Origin of the sequence: Archangium gephyra, assembly GCF_049060025.1 — a bacterium.
GTDB classification, from domain to species: Bacteria; Myxococcota; Myxococcia; order Myxococcales; family Myxococcaceae; genus Archangium; species Archangium gephyra_A.
In genome coordinates, this window is the sequence record NZ_JBMEQQ010000002.1 from 10531466 (window position 1) to 10547591 (window position 16126).

Below are 16126 nucleotides of genomic sequence, written 5' to 3' on the forward strand. Positions count from 1 at the left end.
TGGGAGAGGGTTGGGGTGAGGGTCTACGGCTTGTTCCCCGCCTGCAGGTGCGCCTGAGCGAGGGCCTTGCGGATCTTCGGCGCAAGAGAGCCCCAGCCCTTGGAAATCTGCTGATCGAGCTCGAGCGCGGCGGAGAGGTGCCGGATGGCGGAGGTGGACTCTCCCTCGGCGAGGGCGGCATTGCCCGCGCGCCACTCCTCCTGGAAGCGAGCGAGCGTGGAGGCCAGGGTCTCCAGGTGCGCGCGCCGGGCGAGGGCGAGGGCGGATTCGACGTTACCGGCCTCATAGCGGGCGATGGCCTCGGCTTCGGCCTCCGGGTCGGAGGCGGCAGCGGAGATCGGCTCGGCGGCGGCGGGCTTCACCGTCGCCTTCCCACCCCCGGCCTTCACCCGGACCCCGGGCTCCCGCGGCTTCGACACGGACGCCCGAGGGGCCTCGGTCCTCCCTCCGGACTCGGCGATGGCCTGGGCGCTGAGCGGCTGCGCTCTCGAAGCACCTCGCACCTTCGTGGCCGGAGCCACGGGCACGGGAGCGGGAGCAACCTCTTCGACAGGGGGAGCGGCCTCGACCGGCACGGGCGGCTCGGCCCCCTCCTCGGGGGCGACGGCGGGCGGGGCCTCGGCGAGCTGCCCGGCCTCCACCTCGCCGGAGTGGTCCGGCTCCTGGCGCAGGCGCGTGAAGCGCACCACGGCGAGCGTGAGGAACACGGCCACGAGGGAGCCGGTGGCGGCGGCGAGCAGGATGAGGCGGCGGGAGCCCAGGCCGACCCGGAGGGAGGTGGCGGGCCGGCTGGAGGCCGAGCGGGGGCGCTGGGGGGTGGGACCGGGCCCCCGGAGCTGGAGGAGGGCATTGCCGAGGGCGAGCTCATCCCCGGAGCGCAATTCAATCTCGCCGGTGAGGCGGGCGCGGTTGACGTAGGTGCCGTTCTGGCTGCCGAGGTCCTTCAGGGTGAGGTGGTCCCCGCGGCGGGTGAGCTGGGCGTGGCGGCGGCTGATGGAGGGGTGCTGCAGGCGCAGGTCCGAGGTGGACGCGCGGCCGAGCACGAGCACGCCCTGCTTGATGGGGAGAAGCTGGCCGACGCCGGGGCCGCGCTCGACGTAGAGGAAGGCGGGGGAGTGGCCGGGGTCCTCGTACTCGCCGGAGCTGAAGCGGGCGGGCAGCTCGCGGTCGCGGCCCTCGCGAGGGGAGCCAGCGGGGCCGCGGCGAGGCCGGCGGCGGGGGCCGGCGGGGAACTGGGGGACGCGCTGGGGGCGGGGGTCATCCGCCTGGAGCGGAGCCACCTCGTCATCGTCGAAGGGGAAGCTCGACCTCCGGCTCCGGGCGCGACGCCGGATCCCCCGGGGGGCGGGGCGAGCGGGGCGGGCGCTTGGGATTGGGAGGACTCATGGGGTGCATTCTCCCAGATTCGATGGCCGACGGAGATGGGGGCGGGCAGGGGAGCGGAAGGATAGTCCTTTTTCGGCGGCCTGGAGTGCCCACCGGGCATCAGAGTTGTCTCACACTGTCAGGCATTTGTGGTCCGGGACGTGGGGAAGTCCTAGAGTCCGGCTTTCCAACCCCGGATCCTCGAGCGGAGGTTCGTTCACGTGGCCGCAGCATCGATTCGCCTCTTCAACACGATGACGATGCAGAAGGAGCCCCTGGAGCCGGCGGTGCCGGGCAAGCTGGGGGTCTACGTCTGCGGCCCGACGGTCTACAGCTACGTCCACATCGGCAACGCGAGGACGTTCACCTCGTTCGACGTGGTGGTGCGCTACCTGCGCTACCGCGGCTTCGAGGTGAGGTACGTGCGCAACTACACGGACGTGGACGACAAGATCATCAAGGCGGCGCACGAGACGGGTGAGGAGGCGGTGGCCCTGGCGGCGCGCTTCGTGGAGGCCTTCCGGGAGGACGCGCGGGCGCTGCACCTGCTGGAGCCGGACGTGTCACCGAAGGTGAGCGATCACCTGGCGGAGATCATCGGCATCATCGGGAAGCTGGTGGACAAGGGGCTGGCGTACGAGTCGCAGGGGGACGTGTACTTCTCGGTGAAGCGCTACCCGGAGTACGCGAAGCTGTCCAAGCGCAACGTGGACGACCTGTGCGTGGGCGAGCGGGTGCAGCCGGGCGACCAGAAGCGCGAGCCGCTGGACTTCGCGCTGTGGAAGGCGGCGAAGCCGGGGGAGCCCGCGTGGGACAGCCCGTGGGGCAAGGGCCGGCCGGGCTGGCACATCGAGTGCTCGGCGATGAGCGCGAAGTACCTCGGGGAGACCTTCGACATCCACGGGGGCGGGTTGGATCTGATCTTCCCGCACCACGAGAACGAGATTGCCCAGAGCGAGGGCGCGAGCGGGAAGACGTTCTCGCGCTACTGGATGCACTGCGGCTTCCTGGATCTCGAGGGGGCGAAGATGTCCAAGTCCCTGGGGAACGTGGTGCGGCTGAGGGACGCGCTGGGGAAGGTGGACCCGGAGGCGCTGCGCTTCTTCTTCGTGTCGACGCACTACCGGCACCCGCTGAACTTCGCGGACAAGGGGCTGGCGGACGCGGAGCAGCGGATGGAGTACTTCTACGAGACGCTGCGCAAGGTGGACGAGCGCGTGGGCGGGAAGGACTTCGGCAAGGGGCCGCTGTACGGCGAGCCGGGCAGGTTCCTCACCGAGTTCGAGTCGCAGATGGACGACGACTTCAACACGGCGGGAGCACTGGGCGCGTTGTCGGGGCTGTTCGCGCAGCTCAACGAGCTGACGGACAAGCCGCCGGTGAAGGACAAGGCGCAGGTGGGCCGGACGCTGCAGGCGTTGCGCGAGGACGTGCGCAAGGTGTCGGGGGTGCTGGGCCTGTTCGAGGACGAGCCGGCGCAGTGGCTGCTGAGGCGGCGCGAGCGGGCGGTGAAGGAGCGGGGCATCGACGTGGCGAAGGTGGAGTCGCTCATCCAGGCGCGTGGCGAGGCCCGCAAGGCGAAGAACTTCGCCGAGGGGGACCGGTTGCGCGAGGAGCTCAAGGCGCTGGGAGTGGAGATCCTCGACACGGCGGCGGGCACCGTGTGGAAGGTGGCTCCGCAGGCGTAGCTCGCGAGGGAAGACCGCACCAGATTGAAAGCTGCGGAAATCAGGTGAGTTGAGAAAATGGGAAAATCCAGGTAATAGGTGGGGCCCCGAGTACCGCACGTGCGCGGTCACTCTGAACAAAAGGCCCCCCATGCCCCCCCGCCCCCGGCGTTTCCCCAGATTGGCCCTCCTGAGTTCGGCCCTCCTCGCCCTGGCTGCTTGCGGCCCGGGCCTCGACGAAGACGTTTCGATGGAGGGCGAGGGGGACATCGGAGTGAGTGAAGAGGGGCTCGGCGAGACGGGCACCTACTTCTCGAGCGTCGTCTGGGGGAACAGCTCGCGGCTCGTCACCCAGGCCTACAACGAGTACGCGCCGGGCTATTACTCCTACGCGGCCGATGTCTGCATGGCGTACGACCACCACCCCGGCATCGACATCGGTATGCCGAACGGCACGCCCATCTATGCGGCCACGGGCGGCACGGTCATCCAGATGGGCTGTTCCCAATACTTCCGGCCCAGGCCCGTCCACGTCCGGACCGACAGCGGTGAGGTCCACATCTATGGCCACCTGCAGTCGAACTCCGTGGTGTTGAACCAGCGCGTCGAGCGCGGGACGCTCCTGGGGCACTCCGGCGAGCAGACGGTGAGCGGAAGCTGCTCGACGCCGGATGGCACGGGTCCCCACCTGCACTTCGAGCGGCGCTCCGGCACCTGTGCGATCAATCCCGTTTCCGTGCTGAGTGGCACCGGAACGCCGGTGCCGTCGGGCTTCGCGGTGGGCGACAAAATCCAGGTGTTCGATGGCCCGCTCAACGTGCGCAGCCAGCCGAGCACCTCCGGGGCCCTCGTGGCGGAGCTCGCCACGGGCACGCAGATGTGCGTGACGGGCAGCCCGCAGTCGGCCAACGGCTACACCTGGTACCAGATCAACGCCAACGGCGTGGTCGGCTGGGTCGCGGGCAACTTCTGCAGCCTCGTGGCGGCCGGTGGCTGCAAGACCTCCACGGGCCCGACGCCCATCCCGAGCTCGGGTTGGGTGATCGGCGATGTGCTGTACACGAACAATATCGGCGTGCGCCTGCGCGCCTCCGCGAGCGCCTCGGGCGCCATCCTCCACGATGGCCTGCCGAACGGCACGCGGGGCGTGATGGTGGGCGGCCCGGTGTCGGCGGACGGCTATACCTGGTACCAGTGGGACACGCGCTACGGCCGCGGGTGGTCGGCCTCCACCTGGATGGCCGAGACCACGGCGTACACCAACCGCCTCGCCAACCCGACGGCGGACTCCAGCCTGAGCAGCATCCTCGCGAACCAGACGTCCACGACGCTCTCCCGCGTGTCGGTGAACGGTAACTACGCGGTCAAGGTGGCGAACGCGGGCTCGACGTCGACCGAGGGCGCCCGTTACGAGAGTGCGGCCCTCAGCCTCACCGGCGCGCGCTACATCAGCGGCGTGGTCGACGTGTATGGCGCGGGTACGCTCGACTATGTCCGCGTCCGCATCTCCTACACCGATGGCACCTCCACCTGGGGCTCGGTCGCCCCGGCGACGACGCTCTCGAGCGGTGCCTGGAAGCGCATCGTCATGCCGGTGGCCGTCGCGGCGAGCACGAAGACGATCAACAAGATCTACGTGTACGCCGTCAAGAACACGCCCGCAGGCGCGATGACCTACCAGGTCGACAACGCCAAGGCCATCGAGCTGTAGCCGCACGGCGCGGAACATGCGAACGGAGGGCCGGGCCTCGGGGCTCGGCCCTCCTCGTTTTTGGGGCCGGGCTCAGGCCGTGCAGGTGAACACGGCGGCGTGGGGAGCGCGCAGATAGTCCTGCCAGTGCTCCGCGCCGAAGGCCGCGAGTCCTTCGGGAGCGATCTCCGGTGCGCACCACACGATGTCCCGGAATCCGGCCGACTGGAGCGCGGCCTCGTAGGTGCGCCGCGACCAGTACCAGGCGGTGACCGAGAAGGGCATTTCGGGCAGCACGCTGACCAGCTTCGCCTCATCCCCTTCCTGGCCCCGCGAGCGGAGCTCGAAGCCGTAGGGCCGGTAGTAGGCGGGCTCCGTCACCCGGGCGTCCGGGTTCAGACAGATGGACACCAACCGGCCCCCCGGAGCCAGGGAGCGGCGCAGCGTGGCGCACATGCCCTGCATCTGCTGAATCGAGGATGCGTAGTGCAGCAGGTACGTGGCCGTCACCACGTCGAAGACGCCGAGCGCTCTGCCGGAGGCCGCGTCCTGGACGACGTACTCGATGCCCAGTGGCGCCTGGTGCTCCAGGTGGCGGGCGTAGGCGATCATCCCCTCCGAGGAGTCCACGCCGACAACGCGGCCCGCCCCCCGCTGCTTGATGCGCCGGCTGTACACCCCGGTGCCACACGCCACGTCGAGCACCGAGCGCCCCGTGATGTCTCCCAGGGCCTGGAAGAAGGTGAACTCCTCGAAGTGCTTGCGGAGCGGCGCCTCCGCCGTGGCTTCCGTTATCTTCGCGAGCACGTCGTACTGGTTGATCATGGGGGTCCTCGGGTCCCGGGTCGGACGGAACGATAGGGGGGGAGAGGGTCCACCGTTCAACCATCCAGGCGAAGAAGACTCCTGCCCCCGCGGTCCGGTCATGGTAGGGGCTCACGAGCCATGAAGCGAACGCTGGTGCACCTCGCCGCCCTGTTCTCCCTGCCGCTCGCCGCCCAGGCCCAGCTCACGACCCCGGCGGAGAAGTCCGCCGCCCAGACCATCGAGGCCGGAGACCTCCGGGCCCACATCGGCTTCCTGGCGTCGGATCTGCTTGAGGGCCGGGGCCCGGGCACGCGGGGCGACGCGCTGGCCCAGCACTACCTGGCGACCCAGTTCCAGCTCCTGGGCCTGAAACCCGCGGGTGCGGACGGCGGCTACCTGCAGCCCTTCGAGCTGGTGAGCATGTCGGGCCACCCCGAGACCCTGACCTTCACCAGCGGCTCGGGCCACACGGAGGCTCCGGTTCCACGACGACTTCATCGCGAACTCGGGCGTGCAGACGGCGGAGGCGGTGCTGCAGGACTCGGAGCTGGTGTTCGTGGGCTACGGCATCCAGGCGCCCGAGTACCAGTGGGACGACTTCAAGGGGATGGACCTGAAGGGCAAGACGCTCCTCATCCTCAACAACGATCCGGAGGACGACCCGAAGCTCTTCGGAGGCAAGGCGCGGCTGCGGTACGGACGCTGGGACTACAAGTACGAGCAGGCGGCGAAGGTGGGGGCGGCGGGGGCCATCATCCTGCACACCACGCCGAGCGCGGGGTATGCGTGGCAGGTGGTGCAAACGTCCTGGTCGGGCGAGCAGTTCGAGCTGCCGGCCTCGGAGGACACGCCGCGCCTGCAGATGAAGGCCTGGATGACGGACGAGGCCACGCGCCGGGTGCTGCGGTTGTCGGACAAGGAGCTGGACTCGCTGCGCCTGGCGGCCCAGAAGCGGGAGTTCCGCCCGGTGCCGTTGGGGGTGAGGGTCTCCACGCGCTTCGCCAACCGGGTGCGCCGCCGTCCCACGGCGAACGTGCTGGGCCTGCTGCCGGGGAGCGATCCCAAGCTCTCCAAGGAAGTGGTGCTCTACACGGCGCACCATGATCACCTGGGCATGAAGGAGGACGCGAAGCCGGGCGAGGACGCCATCTACAACGGGGCGGTGGACAACGCGTCCGGCGTGGCGGCGATGCTCGAGGCGGCCGAGGCCTTCACCGCGCTGGCCAAGGCGCCGCCGCGCTCCATCCTCTTCGCGGCGGTGGCGGCCGAGGAGCAGGGGCTGCTGGGCTCGCAGTACCTCGCCGAGCACCTGCCGGTGCACCCGGGGCGCGTGGCGGCCAACATCAACATCGACGGGCTCAACATCCACGGGCGCACGCGGGACATCACGGTCATCGGGCTGGGCAAGTCCTCGCTGGACGCGCCCCTGACGGCGCTGGCCCGGGCCCAGGGCCGCATCGTGAAGGCGGACCAGTTGCCGGACCGGGGCTTCTTCTACCGCTCGGACCAGTACAACTTCGCCCGGCTGGGCATCCCCGCCGCCTACTTCAGCAGCGGCATGGACTTCATCGGCCGGCCCGCGGGGTGGGGCAAGGAGCGCCGCGAGAAGTGGGAGGCCCTTCACTACCACCAGCCCTCGGACGAGCTGGGCCCCGACTGGGACTTCTCCGGCGCGGTGGAGGACGTGCGGCTCTTCTTCTTCCTCGGCGCCCACGTGGCCCGGACGCGTGAGCTGCCCCGCTGGAACAAGGGCGATGAGTTCGAGGCCCCCCGCCTCAGGGCGCTCGAAGCCCTGAAGGGCGAGGGGGCGAAGTAGCTCACGCTCCGTCCTCTCTCGGGCGGATGGACGATTTGGACCCGGCATCCCCGCACTCCGGGTGTTAAACCTCTGAGCCATGCCTGAGTTCCAGATCGTCAGCGACTACAAGCCCCAGGGCGACCAACCGCGCGCCATCGGTGAGCTCACCGAGGCCTTGCTGCGCGGGGATCGCTACCAGACGCTGCTGGGCGTCACGGGGTCGGGCAAGACGTTCACCATGGCGAACGTCATCGCCAACGTGAAGCGTCCCACCCTGCTCATCGCGCACAACAAGACGCTCGCCGCCCAGCTCTACGGGGAGTTCAAGTCCCTCCTCCCGCACAACGCCGTCGAGTACTTCGTCTCGTACTTCGACTACTACCAGCCCGAGGCGTACATCCCCACCACGGACACCTTCATCGAGAAGGACTCCTCCGTGAACGATGAGATCGAGCGCATGCGCCACTCGGCCACGCACTCGCTGCGCACGCGCGACGACGTGCTCATCGTGGCGAGCGTCTCCTGCATCTACGGCCTTGGTACCGCGCGCTCGTACGTGGACATGGCCGTCACCGTGAACGTGGGCGCCGAGCTGGGCCGCGACAGCTTCATCCGCAAGCTGGTGGAGAGCCAGTACGAGCGGAACGATCTCGACTTCCACCGCGGAACCTTCCGCGCCCGCGGCGACACCGTGGAAGTCTTCCCCGCCTACGAGGAGGAGCGCGCCGTGCGCGTGAGCTTCTTCGGCGACGAGGTGGAGAAGATCACCGAGTTCGATCCGCTGCGCGGCGAGACGCTGGGCGCGCTGGACAAGGTCGTCATCTTCCCCGCGAGCCACTACGTCACCCAGTCGGACACCCGGAAGAGCGCGCTGCAGACCATTCGCGACGAGCTGTCCGAGCGCCTCCAGGAGTTCAAGCGCGAGGGCAAGCTGCTCGAGGCCCAGCGGCTGGAGCAGCGCACGATGTACGACCTCGAGATGATCGAGCAGGTGGGGTACTGCAACGGCATCGAGAACTACTCGCGGCACTTCTCGGGGCGGATGCCGGGCGAGGCCCCGCCGTGCCTGCTGGACTACTTCCCGCGCAACATGCTGGTGCTCATCGACGAGAGCCACCAGACGGTGCCGCAGATCGGCGCCATGTACCGGGGAGACCGTTCGCGCAAGGAGACGCTGGTGGGGCACGGCTTCCGTCTGCCCAGCGCCCTGGACAACCGCCCGCTCAAGTTCACCGAGTTCGAGGACATGGTGCAGCAGGCCGTCTTCGTCTCGGCCACTCCCGCCGAGTACGAGCTGCAGAAGTCCAAGGGCGTGGTGGTGGAGCAGATCATCCGCCCCACGGGCCTGATCGACCCCGAGGTGGAGGTCCGCCCGGCGCGCAACCAGGTGGACGACGTGCTGGAGGAGGTGCGCAAGCGCGTGGCGAAGAAGGAGCGCGTCCTCGTCACCACCCTCACCAAGCGCATGGCGGAGGATCTCACCGAGTACCTCACCGAGGTGGGCGTCAAGGTGCGCTACCTGCACTCGGACATCGGCGCCATCGAGCGCATGGCCATCATCCGTGACCTGCGCAAGGGCGAGTTCGACGTGCTGGTGGGCATCAACCTGCTGCGCGAGGGCCTCGACATCCCCGAGGTGTCCTTGGTGGCCATCTTCGACGCGGACAAGGAGGGCTTCCTCCGCAGCCACGTGTCCCTCATCCAGACCATCGGCCGCGCCGCCCGTAACCTCAACGGCCGCGTCATCATGTACGCCGAGTCGCTGACGGACTCGATGAAGCTCGCCATCGAGGAGACCAACCGCCGCCGCGAGGTGCAGAAGGCCTACAACGCCGAGCACGGCATTACGCCCAAGGCGGTGAAGAGCAACATCCTCGACCTGTCCGAGCACCTCTACGACGCGGACCCGTCCGCGCTGCCCATGGCGGCCGACTCGGCCAGCGACGTGCTGGAGCCCAAGGAGATCAAGCGCCTCATCGGCGAGTTCACCAAGGACATGCAGCACTACGCCGACGAGATGCAGTTCGAGAAGGCCGCGGAGATCCGCGACCGGATCGTCCTGCTCAAGGACATGGAGCTGGGACTCAAGCCGCCCAGCCGCTCGCTGCTCAAGGCCCCGCCGAAGCCGTCCGACGAGAGGAAGCCCGGTACCCCCGGTCCCAAGGGCAGGCGCGGAGGCAAGGGCGGCGGTGGCCCGCCTCACGGCAAGACGGGCATCGGACCGAGGAAGAGCCGCTAGAAGCCCTGTATGGACGCGAAGCTCGAAGCCAAGCTGGAGTCGCTGCCCACCGAGCCCGGCGTGTACCTGATGAAGGACCGCCGCGGTGAGATCATCTACGTGGGCAAGGCGGTCAACCTGCGCAACCGCGTGCGCCTCCTATTTCACGCGCACCGGGGACACCCGCGCCTTCGTCTCGCTGCTCGACCAGTTCCTCGGCGACATCGAGACGGTGCTCGTCCACAACGAGAAGGAAGCCCTCCTCCTCGAGAACGAGCTCATCAAGAAGCACAAGCCGCGCTTCAACGTCCTCCTCAAGGACGACAAGCAGTACATCTCCCTGCGGCTCGACCGGACCCAGCCCTATCCCCGGCTGGAGGTGGTGCGCAGGTACCAGAAGGACGGCGCGCGCTACTTCGGCCCGTACTCCAGCGCCAGCGCCATCCGCGAGACGCTGCGCATCATCAACCGCTACTTCCACCTGCGCACCTGCACGGACCACGTGCTCGCCAACCGCAAGCGGCCCTGTCTGCTCCATCAGATCGGCCGCTGCCCCGCGCCCTGCGTCTACCCCGTCCCCGAGCAGGACTACCGCAAGAGCGTGGACGAGGTGGTCCTCTTCCTCGAGGGCAAGGCGGGAGAACTGGTGGACGGGCTGCGCTCGCGCATGAAGCAGGCCGCCGGCGAGCTCAAGTTCGAGGAGGCCGCGCGCATCCGCGACCAGTTGCTCGCCATCGAGCGCAGTCTCGAGCGCCAGAAGGTGGCCACCACCGACTTCAAGGACCAGGACGTCTTCGCCTCCCACCGCGATGGGGACCGGCTGCTCGTCTACGTCCTCTATGTGCGCCAGGGCCGGCTCAACGGCGGCCAGGCCTTTCCGCTCGGCAGCCAGGAGTTCCCCGACGAGGAGCTGCTGCCCTCCTTCGTCAACCTCTATTACGACCAGGGCAACTTCGTGCCGGAGGAGGTGCTCCTCCCGCTGGACATCGAGGAGCGCGAGGGCCTCGAGGCGCTGCTCACCGAGCGCAAGGGCGAGCGGGTGCGCGTGATGGTGCCCAAGCGCGGCGAGAAGCGTGACCTGGTGGACATGGCGCAGAAGAACGCCGAGCAGGCCGTCATCGAGCGCCGCCGCACCAAGGACGAGACCGAGGTGGTGCTGCGCCGCCTCCAGGAGCGGCTCCACCTGCGCAACCTGCCGCGCCGCGTGGAATGCTTCGACATCTCGCACTTCCAGGGCTCCAGCATCGTCGCCTCCCAGGTGGCCGCCACCGACGGGGAGATCGACAAGTCGCGCTACCGCCGCTACCGCATCAAGACGCTGGAGAAGCAGGACGACTTCGCCAGCATGCACGAGGTCATCTCCCGCCGGCTCAAACGCGGCCAGGAGGAGGGGGACCTGCCTGATTTGTTGGTCATCGACGGTGGCAAGGGACAGCTCGCCAGCGCGCTCGCCGCCGCCAAGGACCTGGGCGTGGAGGGCGTGGACATCATCTCCCTGGCCAAGAGCCGGGACCTCGAGGTGCATGACCGCGACGAGGAGAGCAACCGCAGCCCCGAGCGCGTCTTCATCCCCCACCGCAAGGATCCCATCGTCCTGCGGCAGAACTCGGCGGAGCTCTACCTGCTCGCCCGCTTGCGCGACGAGGCCCACCGCTTCGCGATCACCTTCCAACAAAAATCCATGCGGAAGGGAAACTTCCACTCCGTCCTGGAGGAGATTCCGGGAGTGGGGGACACGCGCAAGAAGCAGCTCCTGCGCCAGTTCGGCTCTCTCAAGCGGGTGCGCGAGGCCACCATCGAGGAGCTCGCCGAGGTGCTCGGGCCCACGCTGGCCGAGCGGGTTCACGCCGCCCTTCATGGCCACCCCGAAGAGGACCCGGAGGATCCCATCCGCGAAGCCTCCCTGGCGGATGCGGGTGCCCTGGTGGACGAAAAGTCAGAAGAAGGGTCGCCACCCGGCTCGCCGTGATTAATTTCCGGTCGAAAGCGGATGCGGCAAAGAGCGCTGAATCCGCGATGTTCCTGGGGTTTTTCATTGCGGCTGGGCTTGACGCTGATTTATAGCGGACACGTCCAGTCGAGACGTCTTCAAGGGGCGAGGGACCGATTATGAGGCTCTATCCGAAGGTGATTCCGATCATCTCCCGGGAGGTCGTCCAGAGGCTGATGCAGGACGGGGATATCGAGGTAGAGCCGATGCGCGTGGCTGATGCCGAGATGGACCTGTCCGCCATCATGCGGGAGTACCTGGCGAACGAGGAGCGCGTGAATCAAGCCACGCGCGAGGCCCTGGAGCGCCGGGGCTACGACTACTCCAAGTTCAACCAGGTCAAGCGTGAGATGGCCGACGTCCGCGGCTTCAAGATGGGGGACGAGGGCATCGAGTACGTCATCAACCAGATGATCGAATTCCTCCTCATCAGCCGCAATGTCGAGGAGGTGTATGCCGCCGACAACGTGCTTCGGCAGAAGATCCACGTGGTGATGAAGAAGCACCTGGACGTGGATGACGAGATCGACAAGGAGGCGCGCTCCCGGCTGAAGCATCTGCAGGAGGGCACCAGCGCTTTCGACATCGAGTACAACAAGACGGTGGAGCAGATCCGCCGCGCGCGGGGCCTCATCTAGGCGGGCAGGGCGGACGCTCGTCCGCCCGTCCGCTTGGGGCAGCCAACCACCGCCTCCGCTGCCTACCCTCCCTGGAGGAGGCAGCGTCGATGGCGGGATTCCTCTCCAGCTTCGTGCTCACCGGGCTGCTCGCAGCCGGCCCGGGGAGCTTCAGTTTCGACGGTCCCGAAGTGTCCGCGCGGACGACGGGGAACGTCGGTTTCTTCACACAGGGCACCATCCCCTTCACGGACCTCTTCGAACGGGGCACCGGCTGGGCCGAGCTGTCCGTGAGGGACCGCATCGCGGACCCGCGGGCGACCTACGGGGATGCCGGCACCCTGGTGGCCACCTTCGACATCGCGGGGGACTCGTACCGGGTGGAGCTGGACCAGGCGGGCTTCCCGCCGGCCCAGGCCATGGCCGGGAGGCCCGTGATGGGACCGTTGCCGGGAGCCCCGGCCCAGCCCATCGGGGGCGGGGTGGTGGTCGGCCAGGACATGCACGGGGGCGCGGTGCTCGGCTTCTCCAACACGTCGCGGGTGCACGCGGCGGCGGCGGTGTGGGGCGTGGGCCGTGTCTGGCGCAACGGGGAGCTGCTCACGGATGCGGCCCTCATTCATGCCGCCGCGCTGGAGCGGGGGGCTCACGCGGATGACGAGACGTTCCGCACCCTGCCGGTGGCGCGCCCGGGAGACACCGAGCTGACCGTGCTGGCGTGGAACCTGCCCCGCGAGGCCGAGCCCCGTGGCTTCATCCAGTTCGACTTCGACAACGTGGCCATCACCGTGAATGGTACGGACCTGCCCGCGGTCGCGGTGGTGCCCACGGCGGGGAACCTCGCCGGGGTGGCGCCTCCGAGCTCGCCGGTGCCGGGGGGCGCCTCGCTGGGCTCCGTTCCCAACAGCGCGCTGTCACAGCAGCAAGGCGTGGGGGGCTCCGGTGTGGCCGGCACGGGGCAGGGCCAGTTCGGTGCGGGACAGGCCCAGTTCGGTGCGGGGCAAAGCCAGTTCGGAGCCGGACAGGATCAGTTCGGTGCCGGGCAGACCCAGTTCGGCGCCGGGCAGACCCAATTCGGTGCGGTGGATGGCCTGTCGGATCCATCGAGGACCCAGCAGTTGGCGCCGGTGGCCGACACCACCCTGCCGGGGCCCGCGACCCAGCAGGGGGGCGTCATCGATCCCTTCCTGGATGCGGGCCGGGTGTCGCCCGCCACACAGGATCCCAATCAGCCGGATGTGACGTCGCCCGGGTTCTCGACCACGCCCATCGTTCCGAATGCCTTCCTGACTCCGGAGCTTCCCGGGGCGGGTCGCGCTCAACGCGAACGAGCCCGGGGCGCCCGGCCAGCTCGACTCGCAGTTTCCCGGCCAGCGGACGCCCATCATCCCGGAGGCCTTCCAGAACAACCCCGCGCGCTTGAGCGGCAACCAGTTGCCCCAACCCCAGCTCAACGGTTTCGTGCCGCAGACGACGTCACCGCAGCAGTCCGGCTTCCTGTCCACCCAGGGCTCGTTCTCCGTGGTGCCGCTGGTGCCCGGAGTGGCCGGGCCGGAGTTCGCCTTCGGTGGGACCCGGGTGACGTCCGGGGTGATTCAAACGCCGAGCCCGGGGCAGGTGCAGTCGCCTGCGGTGCCGCTCGTCGCCACGCCCCGGCCGCTCAACGCGCAGCAGCCGGTGCCGCTCGTCGCCTCTCCGCAGCCGCTCAACGCGCAGCCCGCGGTGCCGCTCATCGCCGCGCCACCGCCGCTCAACTCGCAACCCGTCTCCGGCACGCCGCCCGGCGCCACCGCGCCGACGACGACTCAGGGAGCCGGCTCGGTGCCGGGCCTGGTGCCCGCCAACCCCAACGCGGGCGGGAGTCCCGCGGTGACCACTCCGGCCGTGTCGGCGCCGGGGGGAGCCGCGCCCTCGCCCTGACCGTCGAACGAGAGCGGCGAGTTGCCGACGCCCAGCTCCTCGGCGAGCACGAGGAGCACCTCCTGGGCCCCCTCCAGCCGCGCCCTGGGCACGCGGGAGATCGCCCGCTGTACGGCGGCCTCCACCGTGCCCTCGGAGGGGACGTTCACCGCACTGCCCGCCGCGGTGAGGAAGAGCAGCGCCTTGCGCGCGTCGAGGGGATCCGACTTGCGCTCGACGAGCCCTCGCTTCTGCAGGCGCTTCATGACGCCGGTGAGCGTGCTGGGGTGCACGTGGAGGATCTCCGCGAGCCCGCCCGCGGTGATGCCGGGGTACTGGCCCACGAGCCGTACCACCAGCCGCTGGGGGCCCGTCAGCCCCATGGTGGTCTCCATGAACTTGGAGGTGGACCGCAGGCCCTGGTCCACCGCCCACAACAGGCGCAGGAACTCCATCACCGCGTCCAACCGTGGCGCCGCGTTCTCGTTCGCGGCGGAGGGCGTGACGGCCTCACCCATCTCCTTCATGGAGACCATGGGACGCTCGGGGCCGGTTCGCGGGGCAGGGGGAACATGGGGATTCCTCGGGGGAGGGAGGGTGGTGCACGGCACCAGTTGCACCGCCAAATAAGCAAGGCCTGTGCCGCTCCCGCTTCCCTGGATGGGATGGTGCGTCAAAGCCTCCGAGGCTGGCAAAGCGCACGTCCCCGCGTTGCGAAATGCCGCTGTCAGTGCATTTCCGCCGCGGGGCCGGAGGCCGAGCGAAAAATTGACCCCCTGCTACTGGCCTGTAGCTTGTCGCACATGACAACACCCGCTGCCGCCCTCGTTGCCGCTCCCGCGACGCTGCGCCGCTCGGGGGCCGATCCGCTCCGCCAGTCGATGGAGCACCTCGGCCACGTGCTGCCAGTGCGTGCCGATTCCACCGTGCTCCTGGACTTCCTGGAGGATGACCTGCGCGAGGGGCTCGACGCGCTGGGCGATGTGGAGGCGCATTTCGCCGATGTGCTCGAGGCCCTCCATCCGGACGCGCTCTCCCCGCTGGGGATGCTGCAGGCGGGGGACGAGCAGCTCGTGCTTCAGCGGCTGGAGCTGCTGATGGACGTGGTGACGCGGGTGCGCCGCCGGCTGTCGCAGGCGGCGGGGTTGATGCGTCAGACGACTACCACTTGAGCTGTTCCTTGCCCTGGGCCTGCCTGGCCTTCTCGCCGGGGCGGGAGTACGAGGTGAGGGTGGCGCGCACGGCGCCCAGGTCGATGGTGCCCACCGCCGCGAGCGGCAGCCGGCGCTCGTCGTCCGTGATCCACACGTGCACCTCGCGCTTCATCTTGGGGTTGTCCAGGCGCACGGCGGTGCCTTCCAGGTGCCAGGCGTCGAACTCGCCGAGCGGCAGCGACACGTGCTCGCGCTTCACCACGGTGCCCGTCATGCGCCACATGCGGCGCACGCCGTAGACGTCGAAGCACACGGGCAGGCCCTCCTTCAGGGGGAGCTGGCGCAGCATGTAGATGGCGCCGGCCACGTCCATGCCCTCGTGGTCGTAGGAGTAGTTGCTGCTGCCCGGCTTGCCCTTCACGACGTAGTTGATGCGGACGCTGCGGTCCTTGGCGTTGAAGGCCACGTCCACCGTGCGGTGCTGCTCGTTCTCGGTGGCCTCCTCGGTGTAGCGCGAGGGCCGCAGCGTCTTGGGGTGCATGTAGCTCATCGCGGTGGCGTTGACGCGGCGCACCTTGGAGAAGAAGGAGTTGGTCTGCACCTTGATCTGCACTGGGAGCGAGCCGTCCTGCTTCTTCTGCACCGCCATGGTCATCTTGCCGGCGGTGGCGCCCATGGCATCGAGGTCGAACTCGAGCTCCTCGCCCGGAGCGAAGGCCAGCGGGGTGCGCAGGCCAGGCAGGCGCTGGGGGCAGGCGGGCACGGCCGTCCTGGCGGCCGGAGCCTGGGCCGCAGCGGGGGCCTTGTTGTCCTCGGGCCCGTCCGCGTCGGGCAGTTGCGCCCAGGCAGCGGAGGAGAAGCCGAGCAGGAGGGCTGCGAGGGCGGTGCGCATGGCGGTCATCCTTGATTCCAGGTGAGAGG

The 16126-nt window shown here is 69.0% G+C and carries 14 protein-coding genes and 1 pseudogene; 8 read left to right on the plus strand and 7 right to left on the minus strand.

All coding sequences use genetic code 11. The annotated features are described in order from the left end of the window. Positions 1-23 precede the first annotated feature (23 nt). Complete coding sequence (locus ACN28I_RS46030) at positions 24-1280, minus strand: FHA domain-containing protein (protein ID WP_420948201.1); 1257 nt, start codon at positions 1278-1280, stop codon at positions 24-26. Between the two features lie 306 nt (positions 1281-1586). On the opposite strand from ACN28I_RS46030, the gene cysS reads away from it, so the two are divergent. Further along, positions 1587-3053, plus strand: a complete 1467-nt coding sequence (gene cysS, locus ACN28I_RS46035) for a cysteine--tRNA ligase (protein ID WP_420948202.1) — start codon at positions 1587-1589, stop codon at positions 3051-3053. 229 nt (positions 3054-3282) lie between these two features. Beyond that, positions 3283-4743, plus strand: coding sequence for a peptidoglycan DD-metalloendopeptidase family protein (locus ACN28I_RS46040; protein ID WP_420948203.1), 1461 nt, complete (start codon positions 3283-3285; stop codon positions 4741-4743). Positions 4744-4815: 72 nt separating this feature from the next. Here ACN28I_RS46040 and ACN28I_RS46045 read toward each other — a convergent pair whose 3' ends face one another. Together ACN28I_RS46045 and ACN28I_RS46050 are read right to left on the minus strand one after the other, a co-directional pair. Next, positions 4816-5547 (minus strand): class I SAM-dependent methyltransferase, encoded by a 732-nt coding sequence (locus tag ACN28I_RS46045; protein WP_420948204.1) that lies wholly within the window; start codon positions 5545-5547, stop codon positions 4816-4818. A 111-nt stretch (positions 5548-5658) separates the two neighbouring features. Further along, positions 5659-5961: a hypothetical protein gene (locus ACN28I_RS46050; protein WP_420948205.1), complete on the minus strand. Its 303-nt coding sequence runs from the start codon at positions 5959-5961 to the stop codon at positions 5659-5661. A 79-nt stretch (positions 5962-6040) separates the two neighbouring features. Between ACN28I_RS46050 and ACN28I_RS46055 the strand changes: the two genes are divergently transcribed. The 4 genes and pseudogenes from ACN28I_RS46055 to ACN28I_RS46070 all read left to right on the plus strand — a co-directional run bounded on the left by ACN28I_RS46055 (position 6041) and on the right by ACN28I_RS46070 (position 12173). After that, positions 6041-7345, plus strand: a complete 1305-nt coding sequence (locus ACN28I_RS46055; RefSeq protein ID WP_420948206.1) for a M20/M25/M40 family metallo-hydrolase — start codon at positions 6041-6043, stop codon at positions 7343-7345. Positions 7346-7424: 79 nt separating this feature from the next. Next, positions 7425-9566: an excinuclease ABC subunit UvrB gene (gene uvrB / locus ACN28I_RS46060; RefSeq protein WP_420948207.1), complete on the plus strand. Its 2142-nt coding sequence runs from the start codon at positions 7425-7427 to the stop codon at positions 9564-9566. Positions 9567-9575: 9 nt separating this feature from the next. Beyond that, positions 9576-11514: pseudogene (uvrC, locus tag ACN28I_RS46065) on the plus strand (excinuclease ABC subunit UvrC). A gap of 140 nt (positions 11515-11654) precedes the next feature. Next, on the plus strand, positions 11655-12173 hold the full coding sequence (locus ACN28I_RS46070; RefSeq protein ID WP_043403067.1) for a DUF507 family protein: 519 nt from the start codon (positions 11655-11657) through the stop codon (positions 12171-12173). Positions 12174-12474: 301 nt separating this feature from the next. On the opposite strand, the gene ACN28I_RS46075 is transcribed toward ACN28I_RS46070, so the two are convergent. Beyond that, positions 12475-12756 carry a hypothetical protein gene (locus ACN28I_RS46075; protein WP_420948208.1) on the minus strand — a complete coding sequence of 94 codons (282 nt, stop codon included), beginning with the start codon at positions 12754-12756 and terminating at the stop codon, positions 12475-12477. A gap of 310 nt (positions 12757-13066) precedes the next feature. After that, entirely contained in the window at positions 13067-13582 is a 516-nt protein-coding gene (locus ACN28I_RS46080) for a hypothetical protein (protein ID WP_420948209.1), read from the minus strand. On the opposite strand from ACN28I_RS46080, the gene ACN28I_RS46085 reads away from it, so the two are divergent. Then, a complete protein-coding gene (locus ACN28I_RS46085) occupies positions 13572-14072 on the plus strand; it encodes a hypothetical protein (RefSeq protein ID WP_420948210.1) in 501 nt (166 codons plus the stop codon). The two genes, ACN28I_RS46080 and ACN28I_RS46085, sit on opposite strands and share 11 nt — an antisense overlap. Here ACN28I_RS46085 and ACN28I_RS46090 read toward each other — a convergent pair. Continuing rightward, complete coding sequence (locus ACN28I_RS46090; RefSeq protein ID WP_420948851.1) at positions 13958-14578, minus strand: MarR family winged helix-turn-helix transcriptional regulator; 621 nt, start codon at positions 14576-14578, stop codon at positions 13958-13960. The two genes, ACN28I_RS46085 and ACN28I_RS46090, sit on opposite strands and share 115 nt — an antisense overlap. A gap of 276 nt (positions 14579-14854) precedes the next feature. On the opposite strand from ACN28I_RS46090, the gene ACN28I_RS46095 reads away from it, so the two are divergent. Continuing rightward, entirely contained in the window at positions 14855-15223 is a 369-nt protein-coding gene (locus ACN28I_RS46095; protein ID WP_420948211.1) for a hypothetical protein, read from the plus strand. Here the strand turns inward: ACN28I_RS46095 and ACN28I_RS46100 are convergent. Continuing rightward, the gene (locus ACN28I_RS46100; RefSeq protein ID WP_420948212.1) at positions 15213-16106 is read right to left on the minus strand and encodes a DUF3108 domain-containing protein; all 894 of its coding nucleotides are present in this window, start codon (positions 16104-16106) and stop codon (positions 15213-15215) included. The two genes, ACN28I_RS46095 and ACN28I_RS46100, sit on opposite strands and share 11 nt — an antisense overlap. Positions 16107-16126: the final 20 nt, after the last annotated feature.